The following is a 17445-nucleotide window of genomic DNA, read 5'->3' as shown; positions in this document are numbered from 1 at the left end:
TCTCATTGCTTCTTCAGGTTGCGGTACGACACGAGATCGTTGATCGGCCCGACTTCGAGCCCGCTCACGCCGGGCCGCGTCGCGACCTGCGCGACTTTCTCGAACATGATCACGAACGGCGAGCGCGCGAGCATTTCCTTCTGCATCGCCTGGTACCGTTGCGCGCGTTTCGCGGTGGTCGGTTCGGCGAGCGCGGTGTCGGTTTCCTTCGTCAGTTGCGGGATGTCCCAGCTGTTGCGCCAGGCCAGCATTTTATAGCTCGACTTGTCGGAATTGTCCGGGTTCCATGCAAAACCCTGCGCGTTGCTGTGCGGGTCGATGTAGTCGGCCGACCATTCGCCGATGTAGATGTCGTGCTGGCGCGCACGGTATTTCGCGAGCGTCTGCTTGTTGTCGCCGGGGATCAGCTGCACCTTGATGCCCGCCTGCGCGAAGTTCGCCTGCACGGCCTGCGCGATCTCCGTGTACGGATAGTCGTTGCGCACGTCCATCGTCACGGAAAAGCCGTTCGGCACGCCGGCCTTCGCGAGCAGTGCCTTCGCCTTCGCGACGTCGAGCTTGTACGGATTCGCGTTCAGCGTGCCGAGGAAGCCTTCGGGCAGGAAGGTCTGGTGCACCTTGTAGGTCGTCTTCACCACGTTGCCCTGGATGCCCGCATAGTCGACCAGCCATTTCAGCGCTTCCTGTACCTCCGGTTTCGCGAGCGTCGGGTTCTTCGTGTTCAGGCCGAGATACAGCAACGTCGCCTGCGGCGAGGCCGACACCTTCGCCTTGCCGGATTTCACGACCGACGCCAGATCGTCGGGGCTCAGGTCTCGCGCCGCGTCGACATCGCCGTTTTCCAGCAACAGGCGCTGGCTGGCGGCTTCGGGCACGTGGCGCAGCACGATGCGCTTCATCGCGAGCGGCAACCGGTAGCCGTCGAAGCGTTGCAGCACGACGCTGTCGCCGGCCGTCCATTTCACGAGCTTGTAGCCGCCGGAGCCGGCCTCGTTGGTCTTCAGCCATGCGTTGCCGAAGTCGTTGCCCTGCTGGTGCGACAGCAGCAGCTTCTTGTCGACCACCGATGCGGGCCACGAGCCGAGCACGTTCAGCACGAAGGTTGGTGCGTACTTCTGGTCGGTCGTGACCGATACCGTGAGGTCGTCGAGCTTCTTCACATTGGCGACGACGTTCGCCTTCGTGAGCCCGATGCCGGTGAGCACTGCGGCCGGGCCCTTGTCGAGCAGCACCGCGCGCTGGATCGACCAGGCGACGTCGTCGGCCGTCAGCGGGTTGCCCGAGTGGAACTTGAGGCCGGGGCGCAGCTTGAACGTATAGGTCAGCCCGTCGGTGCTCACCGTCCACGACTGCGCGACGTCGCCGTTGAATTTCGACGGATCGCGCAGATCGACGCGCACGAGCCGGTCGTACGTGTTCGCGACGTATTCCTCCGGCACCAGCTCGTAGATCTCGCCCGGGTCCAGCGTCGTGAATTCGTCGAGCAGCGTGGCCATCACGAACATGTCCTTCGGCGTTTCCGCACGCGCGGCGGAAAGCGGAACGGCGGCGAGAACGGACGCGGCGGCCAGCGCCGCGACGAGCCGGGATGTCAGCAATTTCATGTGCGCTCCATCTGTCGTTGAGATCGTTGAAGTCGTCGAACGTGAACGGTGAAGGGGAATGCGTCGGGCCATCACATCAGGTGCCACGGGCCGCTGTCGGCATTGTCGATCTGCGGCAGCGCGCGCGAGCCCGGTAATTCGTAGTGCCACCACTCGCTGTCGATGTGCACGAAGCCGGCCGCGTGCATCACGCCGAGCAGCAGCAGGCGGTTATGCTGCACGGCTGCCGGCAGCCCCGCATGGAAGTGGCCCGACTCGGCGACCATCTCGTCGAAGCCGGTACCCATGTCGAGCGGCTCGCCCGCCGCGCCGACGAGCGTCAGGTCGAGCGCGGTGCCGCGGCTGTGATTCGAGCCGCGGCCGAGATCGGCGATGAAGTTCGGATCGGGCAGGAAATCCCACAGCACCTGCTGCGCCTGCGGAGGCCGGTACGCGTCGTAGATGCGCAGCGTGAAGCCGGCTTGCGCCGCGATGTTCACCGCGCGGCGCAATGCGGCTTCGGCCGGCTCCAGCAGTAGACAGTGCGCGCGGCGGTAGATCGGCTTGCCGGTCAGGTTGCGGTCGGTCGCGTAGACGAGATCGATGTCGACGCGATGCGTGGCGGACGTGATTTCAACGAGGCGGTGAGCGTTCATCGGCGGTTTGGAGGGCACTCGCATTCAGGATTCGAATTGATCGAACGTGTGCTGCAGTTCGCGGTTGCGCGCGACGCGCCGGTCGATCGCCGGACCGAGGCGGTCGACCACGGCCGTGATCAGCAGGTTGAACAGGCAAGTGAGCGGCGCGAGCGAATCCCAGAACTGGCCGACGTCGGTCTTCACCTGCAGCAGGTCGGCCGGCCAGTCGCGCGCCCACGGGCACGAGAGATCGGTGACCAGCGCGAACGGTTGCCCGCGCTCGGCGGCCGCCTGGCAATAGCGGCGCGCGCTGCGCGAATACGCGCGTGTATCGGTGACGATGCAGTACGGCCGCTCGAATTCGGAGTTCAGCGAATCGACGTACGAGCCCGACTGGCCGTCCGAATAGAACACGCGCGGGCGCAGGTATTCGAGGTAGCTGCTGAACGCGTTGCTGATCCCGCGCGTCGACTGGATGCCGACGATGAACACGGCGTCCGCATGCGCGATCCGGTCGGCCACCTGCGCGAACACCGGGCCTTCGGCGAGCCGGTACACATGGCGGATCGCGTCGAGCTCGCGCTCGAGCGACGACGCGAGCGGACCCTCGCGGCGGTTGCCGTCGGGTTCGGCCGGTTGCGTGCCGGTGGCGCGTCGGTATTCGTCGAGCCGGTCGGTGATCATCCACGGGCGGTCGCCGCCGCCGCGCAGCTCGCGTTTCAGGTCGTCGAGGTTGCGATAGCCGACGCTGCGCAGGAAGCGCCCGACCGAGATGCCGCTGGTGCCGGCCTGCTGCGCGATCTGGTCGGCCGTCTCGAGCCCGAGCCGGTCGAGGTTCGCGAGCATGTAGCTCGCGATGCGCTTGGCCGTCGGCGTCAGCTCGGCATAGCGGGATTCGACGGTACGGGCAAACGCGCAGGTCATCGGCTGTTAGATCGTTGTCGTCTGGTGAGCGAATGTCATCCATCTAACAAAGCCAAAATCATCCGCGCCAGCGGATAAAAACTATGGTGTGAGGATAGGTGATAGGGGCGAAAGGGGACGGTGGCGGGGAGGGCAAATGTCCGTTTCCGCTCCATTCGATCAGTTATCCAAATCGAATGGATGGCATAACAACCGTGTCCGGTCGCATTTCCACCTTCACCTGACACGACCGATTCATCGGCGTCGGCCGCCTGCATCCCGCACCTCATCGCGCCTCAATCATTACAAAATTAAAGCGAATCAGATTAACTCATTAATTCAGGTTAATAATTCATTTAATTTTTGGATGGATGTGTATTTAACTTGCGTCACGGGATGTTCGATTTTCGATAATCCGAAAAACGGCATGTGTTCCGTAATGAAAATTCACTCAATCGCAGGCATGAAGAGGAAATCATGACGAATCTTTCTCGACGCAAGATGCTGGCTGGAACAGCCGGCGCCATTGCCGCGGCGGGTATCGCCGTATCGGCCAAGGCTGCCTCGTTCGGTAATCCGGACCGCCCGCCGGAAGGCGCGGTGAATGCGCGCAACCGCCAGAGCCTGACCGACCCGGGGCCCAAAAACCCGGCAATCGCAAATCAATTCCCGTCCTTTCAGGATCCGCCGGCTACCGATATCAACGGCATGCCGTTATTCTGGGCCTCGTTCAATAATGCCCATAAACGCATTCAAAATGGCGGATGGGCACGCGAAGTCACGCAGGACGATTTTGCGATTTCCGAGACCATTTCCGGCGTCAACATGCGCCTCACACGCGGCGGCATTCGCGAGATGCACTGGCACCAGCAGGCCGAGTGGGCCATCATGCTCGACGGCCGCTGCCGGATCACGGTGCTCGACGAACTCGGCCGGCCATCGGTGCAGGACGTGAAGACCGGCGATCTCTGGTATTTCCCGCCCGGCCTGCCGCATTCGCTGCAGGGCCTCGGCACCGACGGCGCCGAATTCCTGCTCGCGTTCGATAACGGCCGCGCGTCCGAATTCAACACGCTGCTGCTGACCGACTGGGTCGCGCACACGCCGCCCGACGTGCTTGCGCTCAACTTCGGCGTGCCGGCCGACGCGTTCAAGAACATTCCGCTCGACAACCTGTGGATCTTCCAGGGCGACGAACCGGGCCCGCTCGCGGAAGCGCAGCGCGCGTCGGCGTCGTCGGCCGGGGCGCCGCCGCATCCGTTCGTCTTCTCGCTCGGCGACATGAAGCCGGTCAGGAAGACCCGCGGCGGCGAGGTTCGGATCGCGGACAGCACGAACTTCAACGTGTCGACCACGGTCGCGGCGGCGCTCGTCACCGTGCATCCGGGCGGCATGCGCGAGCTGCACTGGCACCCGAACGCGGACGAATGGCAGTACTACCTGCAGGGCGAGGCACGGATGACCGTGTTCGACACGGGGCCGAAGGCGCAGACGGCCGACTTCCGCGCGGGCGACGTCGGCTACGTGAAGAAGAGCCTCGGGCACTACGTGCAGAACACCGGCAGCACCGATCTGGTGTTCCTCGAGATCTTCAAGACCGACCGCTATGCGGAAGTGTCGCTGTCCGACTGGCTCGCACATACGCCGCCGCAGCTCGTCGAAGCGCACCTGAACGTCGCGCCGGACGTGATCGCGCAGTTTCCGCGCAACCGTCCCGACGTCGTGCCGCTGTAACGCCGCCGCCTCGGCCGGCAGGCGGCATGCCGGCCAAGGCGCCCGAATTTCAGGAATCCTTCTTCATTCGAACGGAACCTCACCATGATTCCCGTCACGAGCAAACCCGCCGGCGGCTTCGCGCTGCCGGACTTGTCGACCGCGCACACCGACGGCGCGGCGCGCGCCGCGCTGGAAGGGCGCCGCACCGGCGTCGCCGCGCTGCTGCCGTTCGTCGGCCCCGCCGTGATCGCGTCGATCGGCTACATGGATCCTGGCAACTTCGCGACCAACATCCAGGCCGGCGCCGCGTACGGCTACCGGCTGCTGTGGGTCGTGCTGGCCGCGAACGCGATCGCGATGCTGTTCCAGGCGATGTCCGCGAAGCTGGGCATCGTGACCGGCCGCAATCTCGCGGAGCTGTGCCGCGACCGCTTTCCCGCGCCGGTCGTGTGGGGGATGTGGGTCGCGTCCGAGGTCGCCGCGATGGCGACCGACCTCGCCGAATTCCTCGGCGGCGCGCTCGCATTCGGGCTGTTGTGCCACCTGTCGCTGTTGGCGGGGATGATCGCGACGGCGCTCGCGACCTGCGCGATCCTCGCGCTTGAAAAGCGCGGCTTCCGGCCGCTGGAAGCCGCGATCGCGACGCTGGTCGGCGTGATCGGCGCGTGCTATCTCGGCGAGCTGCTGATCGCGCCGCAAGATTGGTATGCGGCCGCGTTTCACCTGGTCGTCCCGCAGATTCCGGACCACGCGGCGCTGACGATCGCGGTCGGGATCATCGGCGCGACGATCATGCCGCACACGCTGTATCTGCATTCGGGTCTCACGCAGGATCGCAATGCGCCGCGCGACGACGCGGAGCGGCGGCGGCTCGTGCGTTTCTCGAACCGCGAGGTCGTCGTCGCGCTCGGGCTGGCCGGGTTCGTGAATCTCGCGATGGTGATGATGGCGTCGTCGGCGTTTCACGCGAGCGCGCCGGGCATGACCGACATCGGCGACGCGTATCACACGCTGATCCCGGTGCTCGGGCCGGCGGCCGGCGCGCTGTTTCTCGTCGCGCTGCTGACGTCGGGCGTGTCGAGTTCGGTGGTCGGCACGATGGCCGGGCAGGTCGTGATGCAGGGCTTCATCCACCGCCGCATGCCGGTCTGGGTGCGGCGCGCGGTGACGGTCGTGCCCGCGTTCGCGGTGGTCGCGCTCGGCTGCGACGTCACGCGTGCAATGGTCGCGAGCCAGGTCGTGCTGAGTTTCGTGCTGCCGCTGCCGATGATCGCGCTGCTGTTGCTGTCGGCGCGCGCGGACGTGATGGGTGCCTACGCGATGCGGCTGCCGCTGCGGGTCGTCGCGGGGGCGGCGACGGTCGTGATCGTCGGGTTGAATGCGTACCTGGTGTGGGCGGCCTTCAATTGAACGGCAGCGGGCCGGCAGCCTACTGCTGCATGTCCGGCGCCTCGCGAAGCCGCCGGATGTTGTCCCACAGCCATTGGAACATGGTCTGGTACACGCCGGCCGTGGTCATGTCATGCAGCACGATCTTCTTGCGTGCCAGCGGGCCGAAGCGGTTCAGTTCGGCGAGCGTCTGCTCGTACGTATGCGTGGTGTCGATGAACAGCAGGTCGGATGCCAGCGGCTCCATCGCCAGATCGTCGGCGATCCTGAATTCGAAGTCGACCGACAGGTCTCGCGCGGCCTGCTCCAGTTCGTGCCGGATGCGGAAGTGCTCGTCGGAGATGTCGACCGACACGCGAAGCGACTTCGGTGGTGGGCGCCATCGCCAGGACCCGCCGGCCCCCACGGCGCCGGCCATTGTAGATCGCCGGCCGTCGCCCGGCACGGCGCGGGCGCGTCGGTCGCGGCGATTACCCGCGCGCCGGCAGGGCCGGCCGCGCGGGCAGCCCCGATTACTTCGCGAGCGTGCGGTATGACACGAGGTCGTTGATCGGCCCGATTTCCGGCCCGGTCACGCCGGGGCGCGTCGCGACCTGCACGACCTTCTCGAACATGATGATGAACGGCGAGTTCGCGAGCACGGCCTTCTGCAGCGCTTCGTAACGCTGCGCGCGCTTCGCGGGCGACGGCTCGACGAGCGCGGCCTCGGTGTCCTTCGTCAGTTGCGGAATGTCCCAGCTGTTGCGCCACGCGAGCATCTTCGTCGGCGACTGGTCGGAGTTGTCCGGATTCCACGCGAAGCCGCGCGCATTGCTGTTCGGGTCCATGTAGTCGGGCGACCACTCGCCGACGAAGATGTCGTGCTGGCGCGCGCGATACTTGCCGATCGCCTGCTTCGCATCGCCCGGAATCAGCTTCACGCGGATGCCGCCCTGCGCGAAGTTCGCCTGCAGCGCCTGCGCGATCTCGAGGTACGGATAGTCGTTCGGCATGTCCATCGTCACGTCGAAGCCGTTCGGCAAGCCGGCCTTGGCGAGCAGCGCCTTCGCCTTCGCGACGTCCTGCTTGTACGGCCGCGCGTTCGACGCGCCGAGGAAGCCTTCGGGCAGGAAGGTTTCATGCACTTTGTAGGTCGTGCTGACGATGTTGCGCTGGATGCCGTCGTAGTCGACGAGCCATTTCATCGCCTGCTGCACCTCGGGCTTCGCGAGGTTCGGGTTCTTCGTGTTCAGGCTCAGGTACAGCAGCGCGGACACCGGCCACGACGTGACCTTGATCTTGCCGGCCTTCGTCAGCGCGGCGAGGCTGTCGGGGCTCAGGTTGCGCGCGGCGTCGGCGTCGCCGTTCTCCAGCAACAGCCGTTGCGCGGATGCTTCGGGCACGTGACGCAGCACCACGCGCTTCATCGGGTACGGCGTGCGGTATTTCTCGAAGCGCTGCAGCACGATGGTCTCGTTGGGCGTCCACTTGACGAGCTGGTACGGGCCCGAGCCCGCGTCGTTGGTCCGCAGCCACGCGCTCCCGAAATCGTTGCCTTGCTGATGCGACAGCAGCAGCTTCTTGTCGAAGACCGATGCCGGGCACGCGCTCAGCACGTTGAGCACGAAGCTCGGTGCGTACTTGCGGTCGGTTTCGAGCACGACGGTCTGCGGATCGACCACGCGCACCTTCTGCATCACGTTCGCCTTCGTGAGGCCGAGATCGGCGAGCACGCCGGCCGGCCCCTTGTCGAGCAGGATGGTGCGCTGCAGCGACCACGCGACGTCGTCGGCGGTCACCGGGTTGCCGGAGTGGAACGTGAGGCCGGGGCGCAGTTTGAACGTGTAGGTCACGCCGTCGGCGCCGACCGTCCACGATTGCGCGATCTGCCCGTCGAAGCGCGTCGGGTCCTTCAGGTCGACGCGCACCAGGCGTTCGTAGGTGTTCGCGACGTATTCGGATGGCACCAGCTCGTAGATCCCGCTCGGGTCGAGGGTCGTGAATTCGCCGAGCTGCGTGGCGACGACGAAGATGCCGGGCGGCGTGGCTGCCTGCGCCGGCAATGCCGGAACAAGCGCGACGAGCGCGGCGCTGACGAACAGGCGGGACAGCAGGTGCTTCATGCGGGCTCCGTTGAAAGGGAATCGTGGGTGCGATTCTCTCATCGACGGCTGCCCGGATGAAAATATTCGGCGTGCGCGCCGCCGGGGTGGCGCGCAGGAACGAGCCGGGCGGGCGCCCGGCATCGGCAGGTTTAGATCAGATCGCGCAGCGCGCGACCGCGAAGCGCATTGCTTCCTCGGCCGGCTCGTTGCCCGAGCCGCGCACGACCTTGATGACCGAACCGTTGCCCGACGGCGTCAGCGTGACGAAGTACGAGTTCGAGCCGACGGAGATATCGGTCACGCCGTTGTGCTGCGATTGCTCGGTGCCCGACAGGCGGCTGTCGAGGCAGTTGGCGACCGCGTAGGCCGGACGCTGCGACGACACGTAGATCATCGGCGCTGCACCGGAGGCGGAGCCCGAGTCGGACGAGGGAGCGGAACCGCAGGCGGCGAGCAGGGCGGCGGGAAGGAGCAGCAGGAATCGTTTCATGGTGGGTCGTCGTGTGTCTCGTATCGAGGCTGGGGCGCGGGGTAGGCGAAACGCGAAGCTTCGCGACGAAACCGCCCGGAATCGGGCCGTTTTTGACGGACGACGATGCGACAGGCGGCTGACGACGGAGTATACCCGCAGCGTTTGACGGTGTTGGGACGTTGAAACGATTCGATACAACAAGCACCCGCTACCGCATCGCGGCAGCGGGCGTTTCAGGTGATGGCGAATGGGCACTTGCCGGTGTTGTCGATCTTATTGGCCGATCTGGTGGCTGACCGCATTTTCCTGCTGGTTCAGCACGTGCTTTTCGCTCTTCGTGATGTGGCTGTGATCCTGCGCAGCCATGTCCCGCTCTTCCCGGCGGATCTTGCGGTCGTCACGGTGCAGGCGCGCGGCCTGGGCGTGCGACATGTCGCCTTCCTTCACTTCGTGATGGATCCGGCGATTCTGGTTGGCGAGGCGCTGGTTGACCGCTTCGCGGCGCGGATGCGCCTGTTGCCACGGCGTGTCGGCGAACGCGGTGCCGGTCAGTACCGACATCAGGGTCGCGGCAATCGCGAGATGGCGGGTAAGGGCTCGCATGGTGCTTTCTCCTGTCGTTGCGCTCCGGATCGTGGGCGCTTGTCCAAAAAACGCGGAGCGGGCACCGGCTGTTGACGTTTCCGCCTGTATCGATTGCAAGTCTTTATTACGTCGACGCGTTGCGGTGCGGGCCCCGGCGCGTGCAGTACGGGGCCCGACCGTCGCGCATGCGGATCAATGCGCGCCGGCCGCCGCCGCATCGGCATCGCCGCCGCCCGAGCGCACCGGTTTCGTGATCCAGATGAGCGGAATGATCGCGATGAAGATGATCGCCGACACGTAGAAGATGTCGTTCAGCCCCATCACGGCCGACTGCGAATCGACCGACGCGTTGAAGAACGCGAGTGCCGAATCGGAGCTCAGGTGCAGCATCGAACGCGTCGTGTCGACCTGCTGCGTGAAGACCGGATTGGTGACGCTCGCCTGTTCGGTGAGCCGCACGTGATGCAGGATCGTGCGGTCGTTCCATGCGTTGCTGATCAGCGACGTGCCCACCGCGCCGCAGAACGTGCGGCCGAAATTCGACAGGCCGGCGGCGGCCGGGATCTTCTCCGGCGGCAGCCCGGACAGGATGATCGACGTCAGCGGCACGAAGAACATCGCCATCGGGATGCCCTGCAGCAGCGTCGGCAAAATGAGATCCCAGCGCGACACGTCGGTGTAGAAGGTCGTGCGCATCATGAACACGACCGCGAAGCCGACGAACGCGAGCGTTGCGATGTAGCGCGGATCGGTGCGCGGCAGCAGGCGCCCCATGACCGGCGTGAGCAGGATCGCGAACACGCCGAGCGGTGCGGTGGCGAGCCCGGAATCGACCGCGCGGTAGCCGAGATAGCCCTGCATCCACTGCGGCAGCAGCACCAGCGTGCCGAAGAACATCCCGTACGCGACCGAGATCGCGATCGTGCCGCCCGCGAAATTGCGCTGCGTGAACAGCCGCAGGTCGACGATCGGGTTCGCCTCGTGAAGCTCCCATACGAGGAAGAACGCGAAGCCGATCAGCGCGACGATGCCGAGCGCGACCACGACGGGCGAGTTGAACCAGTCGAGATCCTTGCCCTTGTCGAGCATGATCTGCAGCGAGGCGACCCACAGCACGAGCAGCAACAGGCCGATCGTATCGATCGGCATGCGTTTCGTGGCCGATTCGCGGTCGCGGAACACGATCCACGTGACGGCGGCCGCGAAGAAGCCGACCGGGATGTTGATGTAGAAGATCCACGACCAGTTGTAGTCGTAGGTGATCCAGCCGCCGAGCGACGGCCCCGCGATCGGGCCGACGAGCGCCGTCATCGACCACAGCGCCAGCGCGCTCGACGATTTCTGCCGCGGCCACGCGCCGAGCAGCAGCGCCTGCGACAGCGGCGCGAGCGGCCCGGCGACCGCGCCTTGCAGGATCCGTGCGGCGAGCAGCGTCGGCAGGTTCGGCGCGATCCCGCACAGCCACGACGCGAACACGAACAGCAGGATCGACGTGACGAACAGGCGCACCTGGCCGAAGCGCTGCGTGAGCCAGCCGGTCAACGGAATCGACACCGCGTTCGCGGCCGCGAAGATCGTGATCACCCACGTGCCTTCGTCGACCGACACGCCGAGGTCGCCCGAGATCGTCGGAATGGCGACGTTCGCGATCGATGAGTCGAGCACGTTCATGAACATCGCGAGCGATACCGCGATCGTGCCGATCGCGAGGCGGCCGCCCGATAGCGGGGCTGGAGTTGACGGAGAGGACATGGGTTTCCTGCGTAAGGAGCGTGAGGGGCGGACCGGATGCGGCCCGTTGCGGCGGGCACGCGCGGCCGCGCACGCGCGCGCGAAAGCGACGCACGGACGGTGCGGCTGCTGAACGGAAGGAAGCACGGCGCGCGCGACGCGGCCCGGTGGAGGGGGCCGACGCGTGCGACGGGCTGCTCGATCGAATGCACGAAGCCGTGGCGGGCTTCGGGAGGCGGAATGCTGCCGGTCAGGAAGGCGGGACGCGCGTGACGCGCCTGCGGGCAGCGGTCAGGCGGCTGCCGTCGCGTGTGGAATGGTTTTGCATCGCGACAGGCTAACGATGTGGCGAGCCGCCATCAACACGTGCGGGCTCATTAATCGATTTCGCTTGCTGCAATAATCGCCGGGCGAACCGTGCCGATTACGGTGCGGTGCGCCAGTCGTCGAACACTTCCGCGAGGAATTCGACGAACGCGCGCACCTTGCTGTCGAGCGTCGCGCGCCGCGGATACAGCACGTGCAGCTCGACGTCGTCGGTCCGGTGCCAGTCGGGCAGCACGATTTCGAGCTCGTTCCGCTCGAGCCGGCGGGCCGTGTAGTGCGTCGAGACCAGCGCGATGCCGCCGCCGCTCGCGGCCTGGCGCAGCACCGTCACCGATTCGTTGGTGATCAGCACCGGCCGCACCGGCACGTCGGCCACTTCGCCGGCCGCATTGGTGAGCCGCAGCGTCAGGCCGGGCGCGTCGCGGCCGACGAGCAGCAGGTCGTGCTGCGCGAGATCCTGCGGCGTGGCGGGCCGACCGACGCGGTCGAGATACGCGGGGCTCGCGGCGAGCTTCGCCTGCGACCAGCCGAGCGAGCGCGCGATGTAGCTGGAGTCGGTCAGCACGCCCGCCCGCAGCGCCACGTCGAAGCCATGCTCGACCAGATCGAGCGGGTTGTTGTCGTAGATCAGCACGAGCTGGACCAGTGGGTAGCGCCGCCGAAATTCGGCCAGCGCCGGCTCCAGCTCGAACAGGCCGATCGAGTAGGGCACCAGCACGCGCAGCATGCCCTCCGGCGCCGTGCGCAGCGCGCGGGCCTGACGGTCGGCGTCGAGCAGGATGTCCTCGGCGCGCAGGCAGCGCTCGTAGTAGTCGCGTCCGGCCTCGGTGACGGATACGCGGCGCGTGGTGCGGTACAGCAGCTGGACGCCGAGATCGTCCTCGAGCTGCTTGACCTTGCGGCTCACGCGGCTGAGCGGCATGTCGAGGTGCGTGGCGGCGGCGGTGAAGTTGCCGCGCTCGACCACGCGCAGGAATATCCGGATGCTTTCGAAGTCCATACGGGGTGCTTCAGTGTTCGACCTGCGCGCATCTTACCTTTGCTGGCCGGATCCTTTCATGAAGCAGCGATTATCCCGCCCGGTGCAATAACGCATCCCGTCCGCGCCTCTTAGTGGCGGCGGCGCGGGCCCGTATGCTCGCCGCATGAAAATCGCCTTGCCCCCTCTGCCGCCGCTCGCGGCCGTGCGCACCGCGCTGCGCGACGCCCGGCCCACGCTACCGCCCGGCGCCCTCGGCTTCGCATTGCGCAACACGGCCGCGTCGCTCCTCGCGCTCTACATCGCCTTCCGGATGAATCTCGACGACCCGAAATGGGCCGCATCGACGGTATGGATCGTCGCGCAGGGCAGCCGCGGGATGGGTTTGTCGAAGAGCCAGTACCGGATTCTCGGCACCGCGATCGGCGCGGCCGTCGCGCTCGTGATGACCGGGGCCTTTGCGCAGACCCCCGAACTGTTCCTGCCGGCGCTCGCCGCGTGGATCGGCCTGTGCGCGGGCGTCGCGACCTTCCTGCGCAATTTCCGCGCATATGCGGCGGTGCTCGCGGGCTATACGGCGGCGATCATCGCGATGGACGCCGTTTCCGCGCCGCTGCACGCATTCGACATCGCGATCGCGCGCTTCCTGTACGTCGTGGTCGGCATCCTGTGCGGCGCGGCGTTCGAGACGGTGTTCGCACCCGGTTCGCCGCTGCGCGACGTGCGCAAGCGGTTCGCGAGCTATCTGCAGCGCGCGGTCGCCGTCGGCGCGGGCGCGCTGCGTCGCGAGCCGAACGGCGCGGCCGTGCACCGGCTGTTCGCAGACGCGCTCGAACTCGACACGGCGGCCGAATACGCGGCCGCCGGCGCGTCGCCGGTGCGCAGTGCGATCGGCCATCTGCGTACCGCCGTGCTCGGTGTGCTGGCCGCGCAGGCCGCCGGGCAGGCGCTGCACGAGCATGCGGTGCGCAGCGGCGACGCACCGGACCCGCTGGTCGCCGACGCCGCGCGCGTGCTCGACGGCATGGCCGCCGCGCACGAGCCGGGCGCGGAACTCGCGGCGCTGCGCGCGCGGGTGGACGACGCGGTGCGCGCCGAGGCGGCCGAACCGTCCGGCTCGGACACGTCGCGGCTGTTGACGCTCGACCGGCTGGCCGCGGTGCTGGCCGGATTCGAGCGGGCGTTCGCGGGCAAGGCGCTGGTCGACCGGGAGCGTCCGCCGGCGTCGCGCGTGCGCTATGCGTTCCACCGCGACACGGTGCTGGCCTGGCACAACGGCATCCGCGCGTTCATCGCGGTGCTGGCCGCGTCGGCGATCTGGATCGTCAGCGCGTGGCCGTCGGGCGCCGGCTTCGTCACGATCACCGGCGTGGTCTGCGCGCTGTTCTCCACGCGCCCGAACTCGGTGGGCGCAGCCATGGGCTTTCTGAAAGGCACCGCGTGCGCGGCGGTTGCGGGCGCGCTGTGCAATTTTGTGCTGCTGCCGGCGGTGTCGGGTTTCGAGATGCTTGCGTACATCCTCGGCGTGTTCATGATCGGCACCGGCATCGTGATGCGCAACCCGCGCACGGCCGGCATCGGCAGCGGCTTCTCGATCTTCTTCTGGAATTTCACGTCGCCGGACAACACGGCGCGCATCGGCGATGCCGCGTTCCTCAACTCGGCGCTCGCGACGCTGCTTGGAATCGCGTTCGGCGCGCTCGTGTTCGCGCTCTTGTTTCCCGGCGACCCCGGCACGAGCCGGCGGCGCCTGCACGGCGCGGTGCGCCGCGATCTGGCGAGCCTCGCACGCGACCCGCGCGCGTGGCCGGCCAGCGCGTGGCTGAGCCGCACGGCCGATCGCCTCGGCCGCGAACTGGGCTTCGCAGGCAGCCTGCCGCAGAGTCTCATCGAGCGCGACCTGCGCGATCTGCTCGCGGCCTGGACGATCGGCGACAGCCTGCTGGCGCTGGCCGAACTGGCGACGCGCGAGCCAGCGGCGCGCCGGGCAGTCGCGGCCGTGCGCGGGCGGATCGGGCAGGGCGATTTCGTCGGGCTCGAACGGACCTGCGACGTGGCCGCCCGTGCATTGCGGCGGCGCGTGGCCGACCTCGACAGCGACGACGGACGCGCGCTGCTGCGCGGCGTCGTGCTGGTGCGGACGATCGCGGAGGCCGCTGCTGCGCACAGCCGTTTCCTGCGCGGGCGTCTGCATTGGGCCGCGAGCGGTATGGCGTGGCTCAACTGAGCCTGCCGGGCGTCACTTCTGCAGGCCGCGGCTCGAGGGTCGGTTCGGGCCGCGTGCGCTCGATCGGGCGCGTGAATACGTTGAATTTGGCTGGAGCCGCCTGCGTCACATAAGCGAGGTAGAGAAACGCGGCGAGTAGACCCGTAGTGTCTGGCGGTAGTCGATGACGCTACGCGTCGACGTTCGTCCTTGGATTCGCGACAATCATATACACAGGCTTAACGCCTTCTCGTCACTCACCCTGACGCGTGTCCTTGCGATAGTCGGAAGGACTACTGCCGGTCCAGTGCTTGAACGCGCGGCAAAAACCGGTGGCATCGGAAAAGCCAAGATCGAACGCCAGCACTGCCACGCTCGTGTTCGAGTTCGTCAGCCGATCGACCGCGATATCCCGTCGCAGCCCATCTTTCACCTGCTGGAAATGTGTTCCTTCTTCCGCAAATCGGCGATTGAGCGTGCGAACGGAAGTATGCAGCGCCTGCGCAAGGCCCTGAATCGTCAGCGGCTGCGCGATGTTCCGCTCAAGATACTCGCGCGTTTTGGCCACAATGGAGCCATGATGAAATGCGCTGAACGTCCAGTCCCCCGGCGCGCCTTTCAGGAACGCCCATAGCTCGTGTTTCTCGCGTTTGAACAGCTCGGCACAATCCTGGTACGAGAAATAAATGCTCGTCATCCCGGCATCGAAGTGCACCGCTCCGGGGAACAGGAATGCATAGTCTTCGACGTGCCTCGGCCTGGCGAAACTGAACTCGGCCCGGTGCAGGATGATCTCTCTGCCTAGCAGCCATGATGCGATGCCGTGCGCCAGCTTCATCATCAACTCATGCCCAAGCGGAGTGACCGGCGTATCAGGCGCCCTTTCCACCAGAGCCAGTCGCACCAGATCGTTCTTCGTCGAAATCTGCAACCGATAGTCATCCAGCAGCAAATTCCAGAAACGCACGAACCGGTTGAACGCGACCAGCACGGTAGGCGCATCCAGCAGGCTGAGCATCAGATACTTCAACGTGCCGCCCCGGATCGGCCTGGACCAGAGTCCCAGCATCTCGTCGTCGAGCGTCGCCGCGACCGTCTTGTACAGCACGACGTACTGCTGGCGCGTGATTCGCGCATCCGGCTGATTCAGAAGCGACTGCGGGATGGCGGCGCTTGCGAGTAACTGTGTCGCCACGTCTTCTCCGTGACGGGTGCGAACGGTGCGCAGCATCCCGTGCAGGAAGTGGGCCGAAACGGTGAGAGAACTTTGTCGGGACAGGTTCATGATTCGCCTATTATGGCGCATTTTGCATATCGAATGGCACGATGCGCCAGTTCTTCACCCGCCCTATGCCTATACTGGCAGGCAATTTCCGTGATTCTTGAAATTTACGAGCATTGCCAGATGGCGCATTGCGCCAATTTCTGGCGGCGTTTTTACGTCAGTCAAAAGGGGAGCATCGCTTGAATACGAAACGTATCGTCGTGACCGGGATGGGTATCGTTTCGCCGTTGGGATGCGGCGTCGAATCGGTTTGGACCCGTCTCTTGAAGGGGCATTCAGGGCTGGCCGGTTTGCCCGACGACATCACTGAAGGGATTGCATCGAAGGTCGGCGGCGTGGTGCCCATGTTGACGTCAGACTGTCCATGGGGATTCGATCCGGCGCGCGCGGTAGAGCCCAAGGACCAGAAGAAGATGGACCGGTTCAGCCTGTTTGCGCTCGCCGCGGCGCAAGAGGCCCTGACTCAAGCCGGATGGCAACCTGAATCCGAAAACGCACGCGAAAGGACGGCAACCATCGTGGCGTCTGGCGTGGGCGGGTTCGGCGCGATCGTGGACGCCGTCAGAATCACGGATAACCGCGGACCGAGGCGGCTTTCTCCTTTTACCGTTCCCAGTTTCCTTGCCAATATGGCAGCGGGCCATATCTCCATCCGTCACGGCTTTCGTGGCCCCCTGGGCGCACCGGTGACTGCCTGCGCTGCCAGCGCACAGGCCATCGGCGACGCAGCGCGCCTGATTCGGGCCGGCGAAGCCGATATTGCCGTGTGTGGTGGGGCCGAGGCCTGCATCGATCGAGTCAGTCTGGGGTCGTTCGCCGCGGCAAGAACCATGTCCACCGGCTTCAATGAGCATCCCGTGCAGGCATCCCGCCCGTTCGATACCGGACGAGACGGTTTTGTGATGGGAGAGGGCGCCGGCATGCTCGTCATCGAAGACCTGGAGCACGCACTGCAACGAGGCGCCACGCCGATCGCAGAAGTGCTCGGTTATGGAACGAGCGCCGACGCACACCACATGACGTCTCCGCCCGATGACGGCGCCGGCGGACGACGTGCGATGGAACTGGCAATCCGCCAGGCGAATCTTGAACCCGGGATGATCGGGCATTTGAACGCACACGCGACGTCCACGCCCGTAGGGGACATCAGCGAGCTCGCGGCCATCAAGGCGATATTCGGAACAGGTCGAGGCCCCGCCGTATCAGCCACCAAGTCGTCGACAGGACATTTGCTTGGGGCAGCCGGCGGCGTGGAAGCCATTTTCGCCGTGCTCGCGCTGCGCGATCAGCTCGCGCCGCCTACGCTCAATTTGACGCAGCCGGATTCGGCGGCGGAAGGCATCGACATCGTCGGCGGATCGCCCCGCAAGATATCGACGGAATATGCGATCTCCAATGGCTTTGGTTTTGGGGGTGTCAATGCCAGCCTGGTGTTCCGTCGACTTTGATCCTGGGCTCGAGGCGAATGAAGATCCCGAACGCAGGCCTTGGCGTAAGCGTCGGTCGCGGCTTAGGTTTGCACGCTGATTCCTGTCGGATAAGGCGCA

14 protein-coding genes are annotated in these 17445 nt (G+C 66.0%); 4 read left to right on the top strand and 10 right to left on the bottom strand.

The features are described from left to right. Positions 1-2: 2 nt before the first annotated feature. The 3 genes from CFB50_RS27570 to sapR all read right to left on the bottom strand — a co-directional run bounded on the left by CFB50_RS27570 (position 3) and on the right by sapR (position 3145). Positions 3-1604: an ABC transporter substrate-binding protein gene (locus CFB50_RS27570; RefSeq protein WP_089447893.1), complete on the bottom strand. Its 1602-nt coding sequence runs from the start codon at positions 1602-1604 to the stop codon at positions 3-5. 71 nt (positions 1605-1675) lie between these two features. Further along, complete coding sequence (gene ddpX / locus CFB50_RS27565) at positions 1676-2239, bottom strand: D-alanyl-D-alanine dipeptidase (protein WP_089447892.1); 564 nt, start codon at positions 2237-2239, stop codon at positions 1676-1678. 24 nt (positions 2240-2263) lie between these two features. After that, positions 2264-3145 (bottom strand): sap1 transcriptional regulator SapR, encoded by an 882-nt coding sequence (sapR, locus tag CFB50_RS27560; RefSeq protein WP_089447891.1) that lies wholly within the window; start codon positions 3143-3145, stop codon positions 2264-2266. A 456-nt stretch (positions 3146-3601) separates the two neighbouring features. On the opposite strand from sapR, the gene CFB50_RS27555 reads away from it, so the two are divergent. Next, the gene (locus tag CFB50_RS27555; RefSeq protein ID WP_089447890.1) at positions 3602-4858 is read left to right on the top strand and encodes an oxalate decarboxylase family bicupin; all 1257 of its coding nucleotides are present in this window, start codon (positions 3602-3604) and stop codon (positions 4856-4858) included. A gap of 84 nt (positions 4859-4942) precedes the next feature. Beyond that, positions 4943-6250, top strand: a complete 1308-nt coding sequence (locus CFB50_RS27550) for an Nramp family divalent metal transporter (protein WP_089447889.1) — start codon at positions 4943-4945, stop codon at positions 6248-6250. Between the two features lie 19 nt (positions 6251-6269). On the opposite strand, the gene CFB50_RS27545 is transcribed toward CFB50_RS27550, so the two are convergent. The 6 genes from CFB50_RS27545 to CFB50_RS27510 all read right to left on the bottom strand — a co-directional run bounded on the left by CFB50_RS27545 (position 6270) and on the right by CFB50_RS27510 (position 12428). Further along, positions 6270-6584, bottom strand: a complete 315-nt coding sequence (locus CFB50_RS27545; protein WP_089447888.1) for a hypothetical protein — start codon at positions 6582-6584, stop codon at positions 6270-6272. Between the two features lie 157 nt (positions 6585-6741). Beyond that, positions 6742-8331 carry an ABC transporter substrate-binding protein gene (locus CFB50_RS27540; protein WP_089447887.1) on the bottom strand — a complete coding sequence of 530 codons (1590 nt, stop codon included), beginning with the start codon at positions 8329-8331 and terminating at the stop codon, positions 6742-6744. Positions 8332-8467: 136 nt separating this feature from the next. Then, positions 8468-8803: a sugar ABC transporter ATPase gene (locus CFB50_RS27535; RefSeq protein ID WP_089447886.1), complete on the bottom strand. Its 336-nt coding sequence runs from the start codon at positions 8801-8803 to the stop codon at positions 8468-8470. Positions 8804-9058: 255 nt separating this feature from the next. Next, the gene (locus CFB50_RS27525; protein ID WP_089447885.1) at positions 9059-9388 is read right to left on the bottom strand and encodes a hypothetical protein; all 330 of its coding nucleotides are present in this window, start codon (positions 9386-9388) and stop codon (positions 9059-9061) included. Positions 9389-9562: 174 nt separating this feature from the next. After that, positions 9563-11122 carry a DHA2 family efflux MFS transporter permease subunit gene (locus tag CFB50_RS27520; protein WP_089447884.1) on the bottom strand — a complete coding sequence of 520 codons (1560 nt, stop codon included), beginning with the start codon at positions 11120-11122 and terminating at the stop codon, positions 9563-9565. Between the two features lie 403 nt (positions 11123-11525). After that, positions 11526-12428, bottom strand: coding sequence for a LysR family transcriptional regulator (locus CFB50_RS27510; RefSeq protein WP_089427243.1), 903 nt, complete (start codon positions 12426-12428; stop codon positions 11526-11528). Positions 12429-12573: 145 nt separating this feature from the next. On the opposite strand from CFB50_RS27510, the gene CFB50_RS27505 reads away from it, so the two are divergent. Further along, positions 12574-14634 (top strand): FUSC family protein, encoded by a 2061-nt coding sequence (locus CFB50_RS27505; protein WP_089447882.1) that lies wholly within the window; start codon positions 12574-12576, stop codon positions 14632-14634. 232 nt (positions 14635-14866) lie between these two features. On the opposite strand, the gene CFB50_RS27500 is transcribed toward CFB50_RS27505, so the two are convergent. Beyond that, on the bottom strand, positions 14867-15898 hold the full coding sequence (locus CFB50_RS27500) for an AraC family transcriptional regulator (RefSeq protein ID WP_089448439.1): 1032 nt from the start codon (positions 15896-15898) through the stop codon (positions 14867-14869). A gap of 179 nt (positions 15899-16077) precedes the next feature. Here CFB50_RS27500 and fabF point away from each other — a divergent pair, with 179 nt between their 5' ends. Next, on the top strand, positions 16078-17346 hold the full coding sequence (fabF, locus tag CFB50_RS27495; protein WP_089448438.1) for a beta-ketoacyl-ACP synthase II: 1269 nt from the start codon (positions 16078-16080) through the stop codon (positions 17344-17346). Positions 17347-17445 lie beyond the last annotated feature (99 nt).

Source organism: Burkholderia sp. AU33423, assembly GCF_002223135.1.
Taxonomy (GTDB): Bacteria; Pseudomonadota; Gammaproteobacteria; order Burkholderiales; family Burkholderiaceae; genus Burkholderia; species Burkholderia lata_D.
The sequence above is the reverse complement of the archived record's forward strand: the minus strand, read 5'-3'. Positions and strand labels throughout refer to the sequence as shown.